The sequence below is a fragment of the Clostridium bornimense genome (assembly GCF_000577895.1).
Taxonomy (GTDB): Bacteria; Bacillota; Clostridia; order Clostridiales; family Clostridiaceae; genus Clostridium_AN; species Clostridium_AN bornimense.
On sequence record NZ_HG917868.1, the window covers coordinates 1,693,221 to 1,712,751 of the forward strand.

At 29.4% G+C, this 19,531-nt stretch carries 17 protein-coding genes; 1 reads left to right on the forward strand and 16 read right to left on the reverse strand.

The features are described 5' to 3' along the window. Nucleotides 1-383: 383 nt before the first annotated feature. From fliY to CM240_RS07670, 11 genes are read right to left on the reverse strand one after another with little or no spacing between them, the layout of a single operon-like run. Nucleotides 384-1,475 (reverse strand): flagellar motor switch phosphatase FliY, encoded by a 1,092-nt coding sequence (gene fliY, locus CM240_RS07620; protein WP_044037975.1) that lies wholly within the window; start codon nucleotides 1,473-1,475, stop codon nucleotides 384-386. Then, nucleotides 1,468-2,463 carry a flagellar motor switch protein FliM gene (gene fliM, locus CM240_RS07625; protein WP_044037977.1) on the reverse strand — a complete coding sequence of 332 codons (996 nt, stop codon included), beginning with the start codon at nucleotides 2,461-2,463 and terminating at the stop codon, nucleotides 1,468-1,470. Before fliM ends, fliY begins: the two co-directional genes overlap by 8 nt. 22 nt (nucleotides 2,464-2,485) lie before the next feature. Beyond that, on the reverse strand, nucleotides 2,486-2,878 hold the full coding sequence (locus CM240_RS07630) for a chemotaxis protein CheW (RefSeq protein WP_044037979.1): 393 nt from the start codon (nucleotides 2,876-2,878) through the stop codon (nucleotides 2,486-2,488). 8 nt (nucleotides 2,879-2,886) lie between these two features. Then, on the reverse strand, nucleotides 2,887-3,246 hold the full coding sequence (locus CM240_RS07635; RefSeq protein WP_044037981.1) for a response regulator: 360 nt from the start codon (nucleotides 3,244-3,246) through the stop codon (nucleotides 2,887-2,889). 18 nt (nucleotides 3,247-3,264) lie between these two features. After that, the gene (locus tag CM240_RS07640) at nucleotides 3,265-3,867 is read right to left on the reverse strand and encodes a chemotaxis protein CheC (protein ID WP_044037984.1); all 603 of its coding nucleotides are present in this window, start codon (nucleotides 3,865-3,867) and stop codon (nucleotides 3,265-3,267) included. A gap of 9 nt (nucleotides 3,868-3,876) precedes the next feature. Then, complete coding sequence (locus CM240_RS07645) at nucleotides 3,877-5,886, reverse strand: chemotaxis protein CheA (protein ID WP_044037987.1); 2,010 nt, start codon at nucleotides 5,884-5,886, stop codon at nucleotides 3,877-3,879. An 11-nt stretch (nucleotides 5,887-5,897) separates the two neighbouring features. Further along, entirely contained in the window at nucleotides 5,898-6,665 is a 768-nt protein-coding gene (locus CM240_RS07650; RefSeq protein ID WP_044037990.1) for a CheR family methyltransferase, read from the reverse strand. Between the two features lies 1 nt (nucleotide 6,666). Continuing rightward, on the reverse strand, nucleotides 6,667-7,242 hold the full coding sequence (locus CM240_RS07655) for a CheB methylesterase domain-containing protein (RefSeq protein ID WP_242838470.1): 576 nt from the start codon (nucleotides 7,240-7,242) through the stop codon (nucleotides 6,667-6,669). A 2-nt stretch (nucleotides 7,243-7,244) separates the two neighbouring features. Next, nucleotides 7,245-7,742: a chemotaxis protein CheD gene (locus tag CM240_RS07660; protein ID WP_044037994.1), complete on the reverse strand. Its 498-nt coding sequence runs from the start codon at nucleotides 7,740-7,742 to the stop codon at nucleotides 7,245-7,247. 12 nt (nucleotides 7,743-7,754) lie between these two features. Next, complete coding sequence (locus tag CM240_RS07665) at nucleotides 7,755-8,207, reverse strand: chemotaxis protein CheW (protein ID WP_044037996.1); 453 nt, start codon at nucleotides 8,205-8,207, stop codon at nucleotides 7,755-7,757. A gap of 13 nt (nucleotides 8,208-8,220) precedes the next feature. Beyond that, nucleotides 8,221-10,143, reverse strand: a complete 1,923-nt coding sequence (locus tag CM240_RS07670) for a flagellar assembly protein A (protein WP_044037997.1) — start codon at nucleotides 10,141-10,143, stop codon at nucleotides 8,221-8,223. A gap of 227 nt (nucleotides 10,144-10,370) precedes the next feature. Between CM240_RS07670 and CM240_RS07675 the strand changes: the two genes are divergently transcribed. After that, nucleotides 10,371-11,330, forward strand: a complete 960-nt coding sequence (locus CM240_RS07675; protein WP_044038000.1) for an L-lactate dehydrogenase — start codon at nucleotides 10,371-10,373, stop codon at nucleotides 11,328-11,330. A gap of 17 nt (nucleotides 11,331-11,347) precedes the next feature. Here CM240_RS07675 and CM240_RS07680 read toward each other — a convergent pair whose 3' ends face one another. From CM240_RS07680 to CM240_RS07700, 5 genes are all read right to left on the reverse strand, one after another. Beyond that, nucleotides 11,348-12,169, reverse strand: a complete 822-nt coding sequence (locus tag CM240_RS07680; RefSeq protein ID WP_044038003.1) for an aminotransferase class IV — start codon at nucleotides 12,167-12,169, stop codon at nucleotides 11,348-11,350. A gap of 58 nt (nucleotides 12,170-12,227) precedes the next feature. Then, nucleotides 12,228-12,605: a DUF1292 domain-containing protein gene (locus CM240_RS07685; protein ID WP_044038005.1), complete on the reverse strand. Its 378-nt coding sequence runs from the start codon at nucleotides 12,603-12,605 to the stop codon at nucleotides 12,228-12,230. Nucleotides 12,606-12,729: 124 nt separating this feature from the next. After that, complete coding sequence (nifJ, locus tag CM240_RS07690; RefSeq protein ID WP_044038007.1) at nucleotides 12,730-16,248, reverse strand: pyruvate:ferredoxin (flavodoxin) oxidoreductase; 3,519 nt, start codon at nucleotides 16,246-16,248, stop codon at nucleotides 12,730-12,732. Between the two features lie 147 nt (nucleotides 16,249-16,395). Further along, nucleotides 16,396-17,475, reverse strand: coding sequence for an undecaprenyldiphospho-muramoylpentapeptide beta-N-acetylglucosaminyltransferase (locus CM240_RS07695; RefSeq protein WP_044038009.1), 1,080 nt, complete (start codon nucleotides 17,473-17,475; stop codon nucleotides 16,396-16,398). 73 nt (nucleotides 17,476-17,548) lie between these two features. Further along, on the reverse strand, nucleotides 17,549-19,501 hold the full coding sequence (locus tag CM240_RS07700) for a sensor histidine kinase (RefSeq protein ID WP_044038011.1): 1,953 nt from the start codon (nucleotides 19,499-19,501) through the stop codon (nucleotides 17,549-17,551). Between the last annotated feature and the right edge of the window lie 30 nt (nucleotides 19,502-19,531).

A 19,531-nucleotide genomic window follows, 5' to 3' on the forward strand; every position in this document is an offset into this window, starting at 1 on the left:
ATCAGTTCACAGTAAAGGTTTATTTTCCCCTGCAGGGAAAATATTGTAGTCCTGCGGACGGCAGAATGTTTCCATTTTTATTCTATATTGAAAATCATGTTATAGTTCCAAGTTCTAACTTACATGATTATTTTAAGAACCTACAACTCAAGCGACATGCGAGTGCACCTGTCATAAGCCTTCTATAACAACCTATTAAAAAACTTAAACTTATTAAGAAACTTAGAACAAATTATGAATTGTGTCTCCGCATTTATATTCTCAGAAATTCTGCAAGAATTTCAACCATCACTGTGCACTGTGCACTGAAAACTGTGAACTGAAAAGAGGCTCTCGCCTACAAACTTTCATTTGTTATTGCGATAGCCTCCATTTATAAATATTTATTTTGATAATGATTTAATTCTATCTTCTCCACTTACTATTGACGTAATTCTAACTCCAAAGTTTTCATCAACGACAACAACTTCACCATAAGCAATTCTTTTACCATTTACTAAGATTTCTACTGGTTCCTCAGCAAGTCTATCTAATTCAATTAGTGAACCATTTCCAAGTGCCAAAATATCTTTAATAGTTTTTTTAGTTCTTCCTAGTACAACAGATATATCTAAGTTAACATCCATTATTAAATCTATATTATTTGGTAAGTTTTCTCTTGGAATCTCTCTTAAAGGTTGAAAACTAGCTTTTTGTACTGAAACAGGTGTTGGATTTTCTATAAACTCCTCATGAACTGGTGATTTAAATTCAACTTTTTCCTCAAGATACTCTGGCGTAGCCTTAATATCATTATTTTGTGATTTTTCTTCTTCACCCATCATAATTGAGCATATGTATTTTGCAGTTTCTACAGGATAAATTTGCATTATGTTAGAATCAACTAAATCTCCTATTGTAATTCTAAAAGATACCTTTACAATTTCTTTTTCTAATTCAATACCTGATTTTACAGCTTCTTCCGTATTATTCCACACTTCTGATACTGGTGGTGATATATTTACTTCTCTTCCAAGCATTGTAGCCATAGATGTAGCTGCAGACCCTATCATTTGGTTCATTGCTTCTTGAACTGCAGATATTTCTATCTCTGTAAGTTCAGAAACCTCAACCCTTCCATCTCCACCCATCATTAAGTTAGCAATAACACCTGAATCCTTAATCTTCATAACTAAAAGATTTTGCCCAACTATTCCAGATATATATTTTATATTTAATGCAAGATTAGGTATATCAAACTCTTCTCTTAAATCCTCAAATGTCGTAGATGTAACTACTGGTGTAGTTATATTAACTTTACAATTTATGATTTGAGATAATGCTGTTGATGCCGTTCCCATGGAAATATTTCCAATTTCACCTAAAAGATCTTTTTCTATATCTGTTAAAGTGGTATTTTCTTTTTTTTCTTCATTTTCTATTTCTCCATTTAATAGAGCATTTATTTCATCTTGTGAAAGGAATCCTTCAGTCATCACCATCCACCTCCTCATTATTTACGCTTATAACTTGAACTCCTAATTTTTTACCTACAACTCCCGGTTTAGCAATATAATGAACCTTATTATCTACTAAAACTTTTAAAGGATCATCACACTTAGTATCTAAAGTGATTACATCCCCGGTCATTACACTTAAAAAGTCATGGACGGAAATTTGACTCTTACCTAACAGAACGTTTATAGGTACTTCAACCTTATTTAAGTTTTCTACTATCTTTTCCTGTGTTTCAGCCTTGTCATTTTCATCACTTTCTTGATACCAATAACTAAAAACTAGCTTATCGAGTATCTTCTCTACACTTAAATACGGTATACACATATTTAAAAATGTACTATTTTTTCCTATCTCTACAGATAAGGTAATAAGTACCACTGGTTCATGTGGTGCTAATGTTTGATTCAGTGCTGGATTAGTTTCTATTCCTTCAAACTCTGGCTCTACTGATAATACATCAGACCAAGCAAGCTTTAGATGTGCAACTAAAGCTTGATTTATTTTCATAATTATATTTCTATCAATATCAGAAATACTCCTAGTCTTATATACACCTTCTCCTTTTCCACCCAATAAAATATCTATTATTTGATATGTAAATTGTTGATTAGTTTCAAACAATAATGTTCCACTAAGCGGTTGCAATTTAAATAAATTTAATATTGTAGGATTAGATATAGAATGCATAAATTCTTCATATGTAGTCTGTTCTATATACTCCAAATTTACTTTAACAGTAGTTCTAACTTGTGCCGCAAGATAATTAGCAATTATCCTAGAATAATTATCATATATAAGCTCCAGTGTTCTTATATGATCTTTTGAAAACTTCTGTGGACTTCTAAAATCATATAATTTTACTTTCTGCTTTTCTTCTTCATTTGTAATTTCTTCCGGCTTTAATTCTCCAGAGTCTAAGGCTAATAATAAGGCGTCTATCTCACTTTGTGACAATACATCTGCCATATCATTCCCTCATTTCTATTACTTATAATAATTCCGCTACATCAATTAGTGTAACAATTCTATCCTTAAAATTCAATATCCCTTTAATATATGAATTTTCATCTTCTACTGAATTTCTTTCAATTACATTTTCATCTACTTCTAAAACTTCTTTTACTTCATCAACAGTAATTCCAATTTCTTCTTCTTCTAATTTTAATATTATTGTGTTCGTTGATTCATTATCGTTATCTATTCCAAGTAACAGATTAATATCTAATAGAGTTATTACATTTCCTCTTAGGTTAACTAATCCTTTAATGAATGCTGGAGATTTAGGAACCCTTGTTATGCTCATATTATCCCCTATATTTTGGACCTTTGAAGTTTCTACTCCAAATTCTTCATCCTTTAGTTTAAATACAACAACTTGCATATTATCACCTATCCTATAGCTTTATTAAGTGCTTCTAAAACTCTATCCGCTTGGAATGGCTTAACTATAAAATCTTTTGCTCCTGCACGAATTGCATCCATTACCATAGTTTGTTGTCCCATTGCAGAACACATAACTATTTTTGCATTTGGATCAAAAGCTTTTATTTCTTTAACAGCCTCGATTCCATCCATTTCAGGCATTGTTATATCCATAGTAACAACATCTGGTCTTTCCTTCTTATAAAGTTCTACCGCTTTTAACCCATTTGGTGCTTCACCAACTATTTCAAAACCATTCTTCCCTAAAATATCCTTAATCATCATTCTCATAAATGCAGCATCATCTACTATTAACACTCTAGCCATTTTTGTTACCTCCTAAATTTAATTAATTTTTAATTTTTCTAATATATTATCTAATGAACCTGGAACTGGAATAAAATAAAATAAACAATCTTTCTTATCATCCTCTATTGTAAATTCTGTATCTAATTCTAACACAAAATCCTCATGTTGTCCTGATTCTATAAATATTGTGGATAAAATTGCTGTTAGCATATCATAACATAAAGCTGGAACAGACAAGGTTAAACTTTCCTCTGTAAAATTGGCAAATTTAGCTATTGTTTCTAAAAATGTTCCAGACATAATATTACCAATTTCACACATAAGTGAAGTTCCCATTTCATCAAATATATTTTCCTTACTTCCAGTTAAACTTTCAATAAGATTTTTAGCTATTTCTTCATTAAAAATAACTAAAATATTACCTTCTATACCTTCTAATACTCTTACTACAACTGCAATAACAGCTCTATCTTCCAACTTATCATATATGCTATCATAAGATATAATCCTTGCACATGGTACACTCATATCTACTTTTTTATTAATAAACTTTGATAGCGAAGTAGCTGCATTACCAGCCCCAATATTACAAATTTCTTTTAATACATCCAATTGTAGGTTTGTTAGTCCTATATTCATAATCTCCTCCTAAATCAATGCAGCTATATCTAAGATTAAAGTTACTAGACCATCTCCTAAAATTGTAGCACCTATATATTGTTTTAGATTCTTTAATATCTTACCTAATGGTTTAATAACAATTTCTTGTTGTCCCATAAGTGAATCTACTAGTATTCCAGCAGTTTTTTCGCCTACCTTAACTATAACAACAAATCCTTTGGATTCATTTTTAGCTTCAATATCTAACTTTTCATTTATTCTTATTAAAGGAATAATTGCTCCTCTATAAATTATTACTTCTTGATTATTAGTCTTTTTGATATCTTCTTCCTTAAACTCAACTATTTCATTAACATAACCTAATGATATTGCCATAGTTTCTGATCCTACTTTTACTAATAAAGCTTGTATAATTTGTAATGTTAATGGAAGCTTTATTATGAAAGAAGAACCTTCTCCTAATTCTGATATCAAATCTACAGTTCCACCAAGAGCAGCTATTTTTGTCTTAACGACATCCATTCCTACTCCTCTTCCGGATATATCTGTTACTTCTTCATTCGTAGAGAACCCTTGATTAAATATAAGGTTTCTAATGTCAGTATCATTCATTCCTTCTGTAGATATGCCTAATCTCTCTGCCTTAGCTTTTATTTTGTCTACATTAATTCCTGCACCATCATCTTGTACCTTAATTACGGCCTTAGTTCCTTCTTGATACGCAATAAGTTTTATCTTTCCTACAGGATCTTTTCCAGCTGCTTCTCTTTCTTCTTTGCTTTCGATTCCATGATCTGCCGCATTTCTAATTAAATGAATTAAAGGTTCACCTATTTCATCTATTACAGTTCTGTCTAGCTCTGTTTCCTGTCCTTCTATAATAAGTTCCATTTCCTTATCTAATTCTACACTTAAATCACGAACCATCCTTGGAAATCTATTGAACACAGTATCTAAAGGCAGCATTCTGATCTTCATAACTAAGTCTTGCAAATCTGATGTTGTTCTTGCAACTTGCTCTAATGTTTCACTTAAATCTAAAATTCTATATCCACTTGCTATTTGTTCTAACCTTGTTCTATGAATAACTAATTCTGAAACCATATTCATAAAATTATCTAATCTTTCAAGATCTACTCTTACTGATTGGTGAACTTTTTTATGCTGATTAGACTTCTTTTCTTCTTTCTTTGTAACCTTATTTGTCGCAGCTTGTTTACTTTTTTCAACTACTGGTTTTGGGTTTACTTGTACTGTAGGTTTTATTTCTAATTTCTCTTTAAAACTATCATTTAAAAATTTCACTTGTACTGATGCCACTTCTGAAATTCCTATTATTGATTCATATACCTCAGTATCTGTTTTTTTGCTAACATATATTGCTGTAAAATCCAAATCAAAATTTTCATTTTCTATATCTTCTGTTGAAGGATGTATCTTAATTATGTCACCACTATCTTCAAGAGCCTTAACTATAAGAAATGCTCTTGCAGATTTCAATAACGTTTTTTCATCTAAAGTTATATTTATTTCATAAACATTGTAGTCTTTTTCGATAACTTGTTTAATAACACTTATATCATATTCATTTAATACAATAGAACTTACTTTATCACTTTCACCTTGTTTTTCTTGTTCTGATGATAATGGCACTTCCATACTTTGAGAATGTAAAGATTCTAATTCCTTAATTATTCCTTCTATTTCTCCTTCTTCATTACCTTCTGATATAGCATCCACCATTTGTTCTAATTTGTCTAAACATGTGAAAAGCACTGTTACAACTTCTTGAGTTACATTTAAATCTCCATCTCTAAATCTTGATAAAACATCTTCCATCTTATGAGTCAATTCTGCCATTTTACTATAGCCCATTGTCGCTGCCATACCTTTTAATGTATGTGCAACTCTAAATATTTCATTTACTTTATCTATATTTTCTGGCTCTTGCTCTAATTGCAGTAATGACTCATTTAATGCTTGAAGATTGTCCATAGATTCTTCTAAAAACATTGATAAATATTGTGATGTATCCATGGTATCCCCTCCTATATTTTTCTATAAATAAATGTAGACACTTTTTCAAATCCATAATTTTTGTAATTATATATACTCTCTGTGGCGCCTACAAAAAATATGCCGCCTTGCTTTAATGATTTAGCGAACTTATTGTATATTTCCTCTTTTACTTCTTGCTTAAAATATATAACTACATTTCTACATAAGATGCAGTCAAATCCCTTTTCATAATCATCTAAAATCAGATCATGCTTTTTAAAACTTACCATTTCTTTTATATCGTCATTTATGTAGTACTTTCCATTATCTACTTTAAAATATTTATTTATCATAGTAGAATCCATATTTTTCATTTCAATGTTTGAATATTCTCCAATCTTAGCCTTATTTAAAATTGTGGTATCTAAATCTGTAGCTAAAATACTTACTTTTTTTCTTGCGTTAAATTCTTTTATAATCATTGCTAATGAATATGGTTCGCATCCTATAGAGCAAGCTGCACTCCATATCTTGTAGGTTCCATTAGAATTATTTACGCCTTTTCTTATCTCATTTTTTAGTTCATCGAACAATTCAGGATTTCTAAAAAATTCTGTTACATTTATTGTTATAAAATCTAAGAAAATTTGTCTTTGTTTTTTATCAGTCTTTAATACTCTCGAATACTCTCCTAAATCTTTTATATTGCATTTATTCATTAAAGAAAGTATCCTTCTATCCAATTGAACTTCTTTATATGCAATTAAATTAATATTAAATTCCTTAAAAACCCAGTTCTTAAACTCATTTATGTTCAAATTAATGCTCCCCCTTAACATATGATACAATCCCCTTAGCTATATCTTGTAAGGGTATTACTTCATCAATTTTTCCAATTTCATATGCAGATTTAGGCATACCATAAATTATACTTGTTTCTTCAGATTCTACTAATACAGTACCACCTCTTGACTTAATATCTAACACTCCATTAGTTCCATCTTTGCCCATGCCTGTTAGCACTATTCCTAGCAGTTCATTTTTATAGGTTTTTGATGCTGATATAAATAAATTATCCACTGATGGTCTAACCCCACGTACATGCGGTTTCATATTTAAACTAATTCTTTCTTTTGAAATTATCTCCATATGTTGTCCACCTGGCGCTACATAAACATAATTGTTTTGTATCTTCATCCCATCTTCAGCTTCAACTACATTCAATTTACACTTATCATTTAATCTATTAGCAAAACCTTTTGTTATTCCTTTGGGCATATGCTGAACTATAAAAATTGGCACATCTAAATTATTGGGAAGGCTCATTAGAATTTTTTCAATTGCCTTTGGGCCTCCTGTCGATGCTCCAATAACTATTGCTGATATTCTTTTCACTTTTATATCTCCTTACTTAAAACTCCTAATGTTTTAATTTCAACTAAGCCACTTTCTAACTTAAAAATCATAGTTCTCCCTTTTGTCCCACCAATTTCTTCAGCTAAAATAGGAATTTTATAATAAGACAATATTTTTTTAACTGCATCACTATTTCTTTTTCCAATATCCATTTTTATTTTTTTATCACTAAAATTAAACATAGATGCTCCACCAGCTATTTTTGCTGTAATTCGCGAGATGTTAGCTCCCATTTTTTCCATCTCCTTTATAACTAAAGGAATTCCTGTATCAGCATATTTATATAAATTCTCTACATTGTTAAACTTACTGCTATCAGGAAGCATTATATGTAATAATCCACCTATCTTAGTCTTCTTATCATAAAAAGCTACTCCGATACAAGATCCTAATCCTATTGTAATTAATCTATTAGGACTTATTGATATTGCAGCATCCGCTATCCCAACTTTTTTTTCTTTTAGTTTTAAAGCATCCATATATCACCTCTTTTATAAAAGTTTCTTTTCATCATCTGTTAAAATTGTATACAAATTAAGAAGAATTACTATTTTATCCTCTAATTTTATTAAGCCTTTTATATATCTTTCAGATATACCCTTAACTATTTCTGGTGTCTCTTCTACGATATCCATAGATATATCTTTAACTTCTGAAACTAAATCTACCATAACACCATATTTACATTGATCTTGTTTTGATACTATTATCTTTGTCTCATCTTCATTACTTCCAACTATATTGTTCATAGAAAACTTCTTTTTAAGATTTATTATCGGAAGAATATTTCCTTCATAATTAATAACTCCTTCAATAAAGTTGGGACTATCTGGAATTTCTGTCAAAGGACTAAATGATAGTATTCTTTCAACTTCCATTATGTCTATTCCAAAATACTCATCATTTATTAAAAAAATCAATATTTTCATTTCTTTATTACTCATCATATACCCCCCTCTACATAACTAATCGTTCCACTACTATATCTCCATCTTTATCTAAAAAACAATGAACATCCTTGCAATTCTCATAAATTAGATATTCCCTAGTTCCTACTACAAAACAAGTATTTATATAAGCTAACTTTGCATATATATGTCCCTGCTTTCCAACAACAATTTTAGTAGGAACTCCTGATTCATTACCAACTATTCCACATCTAACTTCAGAATCTGCCTTAATTATTCCCCCTCTAGCAATACTACTATCGTCAGTGAATATAACTTTATCTTTAGCAAACACATGTGATATATATTCACCTTTTCCATGTATATGTATATCTCCTGTGCTTTGTATCTCTGACTTTTGACAATAACCTATATCCACTGTTTTTATTGATTTTATTGACTCCTTTAGTATAGTAACTTCTTTATTCACTTCATTTAAAATATCGTTCAATTCTACATAGTTCTTTATATTAACTGAAGCAATTCCTATTAATTTTTCTCTAAAAAGAATATATATTTTACTATTTACAGGAGAATACGCATTCATTAGCTTCAATATAATTGAAGTTATTCCTTTAAATTTATTTTCTATTAATATTTTGATCAATTCTCCATCTTTATACTTATTTGTATTCTTTTTAATTTGCTCCACAGCGGAATATAATTCTTTTAAACTCAACTGCAACTGCTCTAGTAATTTTAATGCTTTAATCTTATCTATATCTCCCCCACCTGCAACTACCTTTGAATCTATTACATTTTCTCCAATATGTACGCTTCCTCCTGCACTTACCTCTCCGCTTAAAAGATTCTTGTATACATTTATATCATTCTGTGAAGTAACCTTCATACCATCTTTTATGTCACCTAATATTTCTACATCACCTACAAAAGTTATGTTTCCAGTTTTCATATCTACATCACCTTCTATTTGATGCAAATTCCTAATACTTACTAACTTACCTTGGATGTATGGCTTTCCATCTATTGAGGCAAAATATTTATCTCCTATAGAATATACATTTTCATATATCTCTAATTTCTTATCCTGCTTTATTTTATGCTTTATAACATTACCAAAAACATCTAAGCCATCTTTCCCTTTATTTCCTCTAATAATTTCCCAAACTAATTGATTTTTTAATACTGGTTCAACATATCCAATATTTTTATAATCTATTCTATCACTATACTTATCTTTATCCTTTTTATTCTTATAGTGTTCTACTATTTTATCTTCTTCATCATCTATTTTATCTTTTCCCCTAGATATAAGAAGGTTTTCTATATTATCTTCTATTACATTTTCAATGCTCTCTTCGAATATTTCTGTATATATTCCCATCTCTTTTATTTGTTTTATCACTTCGTCTTTATTGTACCTTTTTGTTGGTAAAACAACATCTTCCTCTATATCTAAATTTAATATATTATTCTTTTCCTTTTCATTACAATCTTTTAATTTATATCGTATTCCATCATTATATTCAACATTTAAATATGCCTCTAATTTATCTTTAGATATGTTGATATTAATCTTCCTTTCTCCCATTAAATTAGGTATTTTAATATCAATATCATCACTAGACTGCACCATAACTGAATCATATGATTCTTCTCCATTTACTTTTATTTTTATATTACTATTAAATTTTATTCTGGCATATTCAGTTCCTACTTTGGGATCTACAACAATAAGCTTTCCTGATTTTATATACGCATATCCATAAGTAACATCTTTTCTTTCAATACTACTAATACTCTTTTTATCTTCATTATTCATTAGTTTTGTACTTATTTTTATCTTGTTGTTAAAAATCGTATCTATACTGCTTACTATAGAATATTCAAATTCTTTACCATTGTAGAAATTGTTTGCTTTTTCTATTGCTTCATCCAATGTTTTTCCTATAAATTTTGCTTCCTTTCTCACTTTATCACATCCTAACTATACCAGTGGTATTATATTTATCGACTTTTAATTACTTTTCTTTATAATTGGTATAAGTTAATTCTAAAAAACTAATACTAAGTATAATAAAAAATAAATAAATGAACATAAAATTTTCATTTATAATTGATAAGTTTTCGTAAGTAGGCTATAATGTTTACATGAAACACTATTAATTATATATTCGCAGAATTGAATGGAGGATTATTATGAGCAGAACTAAAATTTCTATCATTGGAGCTGGAGCAGTTGGTTCAACTACTGCATACGCATTAACTTTAGCTGGATTAGCTTCTGAACTAGTTATCGTTGACATCAATAAGGATAAAGCTGAAGGTGAAGCTATGGATATAGCTGATGGTGGTGCTTTTGTTAAGCCTGTTGAAGTTAGAAGTGGAGACTATGAAGACACTAAAGACTCAAACATCGTTGTTATTACAGCTGGTGCTGCACAACAACCTGGTGAAACTAGACTAGATCTTGTTGGAAAGAACTACAGAATATTCTCAAGTATTATTCCACAAGTTACAAAATATAGTCCTAATGCAATTTTATTAGTTGTATCTAACCCTGCTGATGTATTAGCTTACATCACTTATAAACTTTCTGGATTCCCTAAAGAAAGAGTTATAGGTTCAGGTACTGTTTTAGATACATCTAGATTAAGAACTGAACTTGCTGATCATTTTGGTATCGATGCTAGAAACGTTCACACTTACATCATGGGTGAACATGGTGATTCAGAAGTTGCAACTTGGAGTATTACAAACATAGCTGGTATGAGCATCCAAGAATACTGCGATTCACATTGCCAAACTTGTGAAGACACATTAAAAGAAGAAATACATCATAAAGTTGTAAGAGCAGCTTACGAAATCATCAATAGAAAGGGTGCTACTTTCTATGCTATAGGTGTAGCTGTTAAGAGAATAGTAGAAGCTATCTTAAGAGATGAAAATTCTATTTTAACTGTTTCAGCTTTACTTGAAGGTGAATATGGTGTTGAAGATATATATCTTGGAGTACCTTGTATCGTAGGATCTACTGGAGTTAAGCAAGTACTTAACATTCCATTAGCTAAAGACGAATTAGAATTATTCCAATCATCTGCTAAGACATTAAAATCTGTTTTACAAAATGCAGAAAAAGAATTTAATGCAAACAAATAATTAAAAAGGAGTTGAAATCAACTCCTTTTTTCTATGTATTTTTCTGTCTCATCTTGAAATTTTTTCATAATTATTTTCATAAGTCTTTCATTACTTGAATTATAAATGATATCATTTACTTTGCTTATTGGTAAAGCATCTGGAGACGTACCTGTCATAAATACTCCTTGGAATTTCCCAAGTTCCTCTACTGACACTTTTCTTTCTATTATATCTACAGATAATTCTCTACATATATTAAATATCCATTTTCTTGTAATACCAGGAAGAACACTCTCTATAGGCGACGTAATAATTTTATTATCTATAATAAAAAATATATTACTTCTACTTCCTTCTGTTATGAAATTTTCTTTGTTAACTAATAAAGCTTCATATACGTTATTATTTTTAATTTCTTCATTTACAGCTTTTCTTAAATCTATATCTATTATCTTTGAATTTGGATCCTTTCTCTCAGCATAATATAAAATAGTTTCAACTCCCTCTCTATATTGCTGTTCAGTAGGATAACTATGCCTTATAAAATAAGTTATAAAATTTTTATCATCTTTATTATAATTTAGTATAACTTTTATATTTCCATTTTTAATATCATTAATAGCGATCAATTTCATAATTCTTGATATTATTTCTTCAATAGATATAAATAATTCTAACTTCTTCAATTTTAACGTCAATAACACTCTATCCATATGATCCTCTAGAAACATAGGAATTCCCTTTTTTACTTTTATAACTTCATATACAGACTTTCCTTGATAAATATATCTTTCATCAAATTTGTCTTTACTCTTTGTTTCATTATTTAATACGAAATATTCAGAGCTACACTCCATATATATACCTCCATTATAATAATAAAGAAAATAAAGCCGTAAATTACGGCTTTATCCATTATAAATCACTAGCTTTTAAACTTTCAAAATAAGCTACAGCTTCATTAAATTCCTTTTCTTCAGGAACTTCATAAGCTAACCCTTCTTCATCTTCTACTATTCTAAATAAGTAAACTGATCCATCGTTAGGATTTTGAGCTAAAGCATATTCTTTATCTTCAAATTCAAATCCTTCAACTATTTCACATAATATCTCATTTCCTTCTTCATCTTGCAATGGAAGGAATAAGGCTTCTTCTTCATGACCACCACAGCCACATCCGCATGAATGCTCTTCTTCATGTCCGCCACAGCTTCCACCACAACATCCTTCTTCTTCATGATGATGGTGTTCTCCACATCCACAACCATTATTTAATAAATTATTTTCATCCATATATTTATACCTCCTTTAGGTCTACACTTCATTTTACCCTCAATTTTAGTAAATTGAAAGTATTTTTTTCTTTTGAAATAAACTTATTTAAAATTATAACCTTAAATCCTTTAATTATACAATATTAATCCATTGCTAATCTCTTGTATGATGCTAATCTATCCATAGCATCCTTTTTAGTTTTCTTAAAAAGTTCATCTGCAACATCTGGGAAAGATTTCTTTAATGATGCAAATCTTACTTCTCCCATCAAGAAATCTTCAAATTCATCCCATTTCGGTTCTTTTGAGTCTAATATAAATGGATTCTTCTCTGTATCTTTTAATTCAGGATTATATCTATATAATGACCAATATCCACAATTAACAGCTCTTCTTGTTTCTTCTTGAGAACTTACCATACCAGCTTTAATACCATGACTTATACATGGAGCATAGGCTATTATTAATGATGGTCCATCATATGCTTCAGCTTCTGCAATTGCTTTAAGTGTTTGATTTTTATCAGCACCCATAGCTATTTGAGCAACATATACATAACCATAACTCATCGCCATCATTCCTAAATCTTTCTTTTTAGTTCTCTTACCTGATGCCGCAAATTTAGCTACCGCTGCTGCTGGTGATGACTTTGATGCTTGCCCTCCTGTATTTGAATATATCTCTGTATCGAATACTAGTATATTTACATTTTCTCCTGATGCAATAACATGATCTAGACCACCATAACCTATATCATATGCCCATCCATCGCCGCCGAAAATCCATTGAGATCTTTTTATAAAGAAATCTTTATCCTTATATATTTCCTCTAGTAATGGATCCTTATCCTTTTCTACTTCCAAGATTGAAATTAACTTTTCAGATCTAAGTCTAGTTTCATTGCTATTATCAATATTATTTATCCAATCCTCCATTGCATCTTTTAATTCCACTGATATATCAAGGTCTAATGCTCTTTTAACTTTTTCACATAATCCATCTCTTACATGTTTTGTACCTAGTAACATTCCTAGACCAAATTCAGCATTATCTTCAAATAGAGAATTTGCCCATGCTGGTCCATGTCCCCTGTCATTGACTGTATATGGAGTTGCCGGTACAGATGCTCCCCATATAGAAGAACATCCTGTAGCATTAGCCACCATCATCCTATCTCCAAATAACTGTGTTACTATTTTAGCATATGGAGTTTCTCCACATCCTGCACAAGCACCTGAGAACTCTATAAGTGGAGTTTCAAATTGTGAACCTTTTACGGTTTCTTTTTTCATTGGATTTTTCTTTACCTTAACTTCATTTTTTGCATAATCCCATATCTCTTGTTTATCCATCTGAGTCTCTATTGGTTTCATTATTAATGCTTTATCTTTTGCAGGACAAACTTCTGCACAATTTCCGCATCCAGTACAATCTAATACATCTACTGCTATTCTATAATTTAACCCTTTAGCACCAACTGCATTTTTAGTTTCAAAACCTTCTGGTGCATTCTTAATTTCCTCTTCATCCATTAAAAAAGGTCTTATTGTAGCATGAGGACACACATATGAACATTGGTTACATTGAATACATTTATCTATTTGCCACTCAGGAACATTTATAGCTATACCTCTCTTTTCATAAGCAGCTGTTCCAGCTGGTAATGTACCATCTACCATTCCATTTTTAACAAGATCTCCTACTGTTATTTTGTCTCCTTCTTGCTTATTTATAGGCTGTAATATATTTTTTATAAATGAAGGTACTTTCTTTGCCTCAGATATTTCTATATCTTTTGCCTCTTTCCACTCTTCTGGTATACTTATGTTTACTATAGATTGAACTCCCCTATCAATAGCTTCGAAGTTCATATCAATAACTTTTTGACCTTTTTTACCATAAGAAGTTACCACAGCTTCTTTTAAATACTTTATTGCTTCTTCTATAGGAATTATATTAGATAATTTGAAGAATGCTGATTGCATTATCATATTAATTCTTCCACCAAGGCCTATTTCTTGAGCAATTTTAACCGCATTTATTGTATAGAACTTTACTTTCTTATTTGCTAAAACTCTCTTGTAATGAGCTGGCAATTTACTTTCTAATTCTTTTTCATTCCATACTGTATTTAATAAGAAAGTTCCACCTTCTTTTATGTCGTTCAATATATTATATTTATATACATAAGATTGATTATGACATGCTATAAAATCAGCTTTATTAATCAGATATGGAGATTTTATCTTGTTTTTTCCAAATCTTAAATGTGATATTGTTATTCCTCCAGATTTCTTTGAATCATATGCAAAATAACCTTGAGCATACATATCTGTATGGTCACCTATAATTTTTATAGCACTTTTATTAGCCCCTACAGTTCCATCTGATCCTAATCCCCAGAATTTACATGCTTTTGTTCCCTCTGGTGTTGTATCTATATCTTCGCCACTATCTATAGATGTGAAAGTAACATCATCTACTATACCAACAGTGAAATAATTTTTAGGTTCATCTTTAAGTAAATTATTAAATACTCCTATAATGTGAGCAGGTGTTGTATCTTTAGAACCAATACCATATCTTCCTCCCACTATTATTGGTGAATCTTTCTTACCAAAGAAAGCATTAACTACATCTAAGTATAATGGTTCACCTTTAGATCCAGGTTCTTTTGTTCTATCTAATACCGCTATTTTCTTAACAGTATTTGGTAATATCTTTAATAAGTACTCATTAGAAAATGGTCTGTATAAATGAACATTTATTAAACCTACTTTTTCACCATTTTCATTTAGATAATCAACCACTTCTTCACATAATTCGCATATAGATCCCATAGCAATAATTACTCTTTCTGCATCTTTTGCTCCGTAGTAATTAAATAATCCATAACTTTTCCCTGTTATCTTATTGATTTTTTCCATGTATTTTTCTACTATTGCTGGTAATTTGTCGTAATACTCATTACAAGTTTCCCTTTGTTGAAAATATATATCTGGATTTTCCGCACTTCCTCTTGTAACAGGATGATCTGGATTTAATGCTCTTCTTCTAAAATCATTTACAGCATCAACATTAATCATTTCTTTCAATTCATCATACTCTAAAACTTCTATTTTTTGTATTTCATGTGAAGTTCTAAATCCATCAAAGAAATTAATGAATGGTATTCTTCCTTCTATAGATGCTAAATGTGCTACTGCTGATAAATCCATAACTTCTTGAACTGAAGATTCCGCAAGCATTGCAAATCCTGTTTGTCTAGTAGCCATAACATCACTATGGTCTCCAAAAATATTCAATGCTGATGTAGCAATAGCTCTAGCACTTACATGAAATACACAAGGTAATAATTCCCCAGCTATCTTATACATATTAGGTATCATAAGCAATAATCCTTGTGAAGCAGTAAAGGTTGTAGTCAATGCTCCAGACTGTAAAGATCCATGTAATGCTCCTGCCGCTCCTGCCTCTGATTGCATTTCCATTACTTTTACTTTTTGTCCAAAAATATTTTTCTTTTCCTTACTCATCCATTCATCAAAACTTTCAGCCATTGGTGATGATGGTGTAATAGGATAAATTGCCGCTACTTCTGTAAAAGCATACGCTATATATGCTGCAGCAGTATTTCCATCCATTGTTTTCATATTTCTCATGAATTCCACCTCTTTATATTAAACTTCATTGTTTTTAATTAATAATCTTTATTAATTAATAATACTATATTATTACTTAAATAACAACTATAAAAACGAGACAAATTTGCCTCGTTCTTATATATATTTATCATTTCCGTATATATTCTATCTTTTATCTTTAATACTCTCTTTAATAATATTTACTATTTTATCTATAGCTCCTTGCAATTTAGATTCTCTCATATTATTAATATAAGTAGCTTTCTTTTCCTCTAATAGATTAATCTTATTAAGTAAAATATTACTATTTAATTCTTCCTCTTGAATAACAATAGAATAACCTGACTTTTCAAAAGATGCTGCATTTAAAATTTGATCTCCTCTAGATGCCGCCCTAGATAAAGGAATTATTATATTAGGTTTCTTTAAAGCTAAGATTTCAAATAAGCTATTAGATCCACCTCTAGTAATAATCATAGAAGACAAGGCCATTATATCTTTTAATTCTTCATTTATATATTCAAACTGCCTATATCCTTGTTTTCCATTTAATGAATCATCTAAGTTTCCTTTTCCACATAAATGAACTATATCATACCTACTAGTTAATAAATCTAAATTATTCCTTATACTTTCATTAATAACTTTAGATCCTAAACTACCACCCATTATTAAAATAACTGGTTTCTTACCAGTAAAATTTAGAAATTTTAAAGCTTTTTCTGCATTTCCTTTAAATAATTCTTCTCTTATAGGTGTACCAGTAACTACCCCTTTATTATCCTTTACATATTTAATTGACTCAGGAAATGTTACACATAGCTTGCTAACATATGGTTGTGATAATTTATTTGCAAGTCCTGGCGTAATATCTGATTCATGTGCTACTACTGGAATTTTTAACATACTAGCTGCTATAACTACTGGCACTGCTACAAATCCACCTTTTGAAAAAACTACATCTGGCTTTTCCTTTTTTATAATAAAAAATGCTTGAGATAAGCCTTTAACAACTTTAAATGGATCTGTAAAATTTTTGATATCGAAATATCGTCTCAGTTTTCCTGAAGATATAGGATGGTATTTTATTCCTGTCTCTTCTATAAGTTTTCTTTCTATGCCGTTAATAGATCCTATATAAAAAATATCGAAATCCTCTTGTTGTAATCTTGGAATCAATGCTAGATTTGGAATAACATGTCCACCGGTTCCCCCACCTGTCATCAATATTTTATATTTACTCAAAACACCATCTCCTAAATATTTTTACCTATTTATATTATATAAATTCAAACTTTTTTTCAATAAAAATCATATACTACTCAATAACTGAAAATTCAACTTTTACTTTTCTAGAAATTTGATCATATACTCCTCGTTGTATCATATCATCATCTTCAGGACACTTTTCAAATCCCAATGATATATTAAAAGTAGTACCACTACCATATACAGAAGATACCTCTATTTTACCTCCCATTGCTTCAACAAATTTTTTTACAATAGCAAGGCCTAATCCTGTACCTTCCATTTCTTTTTTCCCTTTACTTACTTCTACATATTGATTAAAAATCAATGGCAGCTTTTCTTCTTCGATCCCTACTCCTTCGTCTTTTATAGATATGTATATTTTTGACATTTTTATGTCTATAAATAAATTCACAAATATACTCTTTCCACTAGGAGTAAACTTTACAGCATTTGATAAAATATTAAGGATTACTCTCTCTAATTTTTCACTATCTATACTAATATATAATTCCTCTATATTAGTATCAAAGATAATATTTATATTTTTACTTTTAGAAAAAGATATAATGGAATCTACTAATTCTTCAATAAAACTTACAACTTCTATATTTTCTTTATTAATCACTAAATATCCTGCATCGATTTTAGACATATCTAATACATTGTTAACTAATCGCATAAGCCTTCTAGAATTGCTATTTATAGTTTTAAGTATAGAATCAAACTTATCATTTATGCTATCACTATATAATGTATCTATAAGTTGAAGTGAAGAATATATTACTGTAAGAGGAGTCCTAAGCTCGTGGGATATCATAGAAAAATATGAATTTCTTATGTCCTGTAATCTTTCTTTCTCATTGAATCTTATTACTTCATCAGTTATATCAATAGTATGTACATACATAACTGATACTTCTTCATTTTTTCCTATACAAGGATAGAAAAATATTTTCTTATATCGATTTTCATATTTAATTTGGTCACAACAACATTTTTCTCTTGTTTGTAATGCCTTACTGTAGTATGGTATCATCTCTGGAACTGAATATTTCTTGAGGTTACCTTCAAACACACCAAATTCTTCCTTCATTTTATAATTAGAAAAAATTATGTCAGAATCATTGCAATCTATTACAAGAATAGGTATATCTATATTGTTCAAAACATCATTAATATATTTTTTATTCTCCTCTTTTACCGCTTTTATTTCAGTATCCTTTGTTACATCTTTAAATGTAATTATTGCATTACTTTTTCCACTTTCATCTGTAGTATAAGAAATATAAATTTCTATAATCTTCTTAATATCATTTTTATTTACTTCTAATTGATATCCATTTAATTCTTTACCTTTAGAAATATAATCAGCAAGCATTGTATTTACTCTATAATCTTCACTCTTTCTATTATTGAAATCAAACCAAGTGTAAATACTATCTCCATTAAAATCTAGAATTTCATATACCCTATTACTACTAAAAATTATATTATATGTTTCATCATATAATATATAACCTACTGATACATTACTCATTAATTTATTAAATTGGTTCATATTTACTCTATATTTTTCTTTAATCTTATTAGATACATCTAGACTAGCTTTCAACGCAATAATACTTTGTAATAATTCATTGGAACCTAATATATCATTTTCAACCTTGCTAGTAACATCAAAAAAATTAATAACTATAGCAATGTTAATGCCACTATCTTGTAAGGAATATATATTAAAATCATATATTTTACCTCTTATACGAATATATTGATGCACAGCAAAAGGCTCATTAATTTCAAATGTTTCTATAAGTTTGTCATACTTTACTTCATATTCTTCTCCAGCAAAATCTTTTAATTCAACATCAGCACATATAGAATACAAATCTTTATACTTTTTATTATTGAAATATTTTTTCGCGTTACTATTTAAATATAATACTTTGAGATTTCTATCTAAATATATCTTATTATAGGGTGAATTTTCCAATTCTTTTTTTAATAAGCTACGTTTATCCATAAGTAACATATCCCTTCATAGAATAAAATC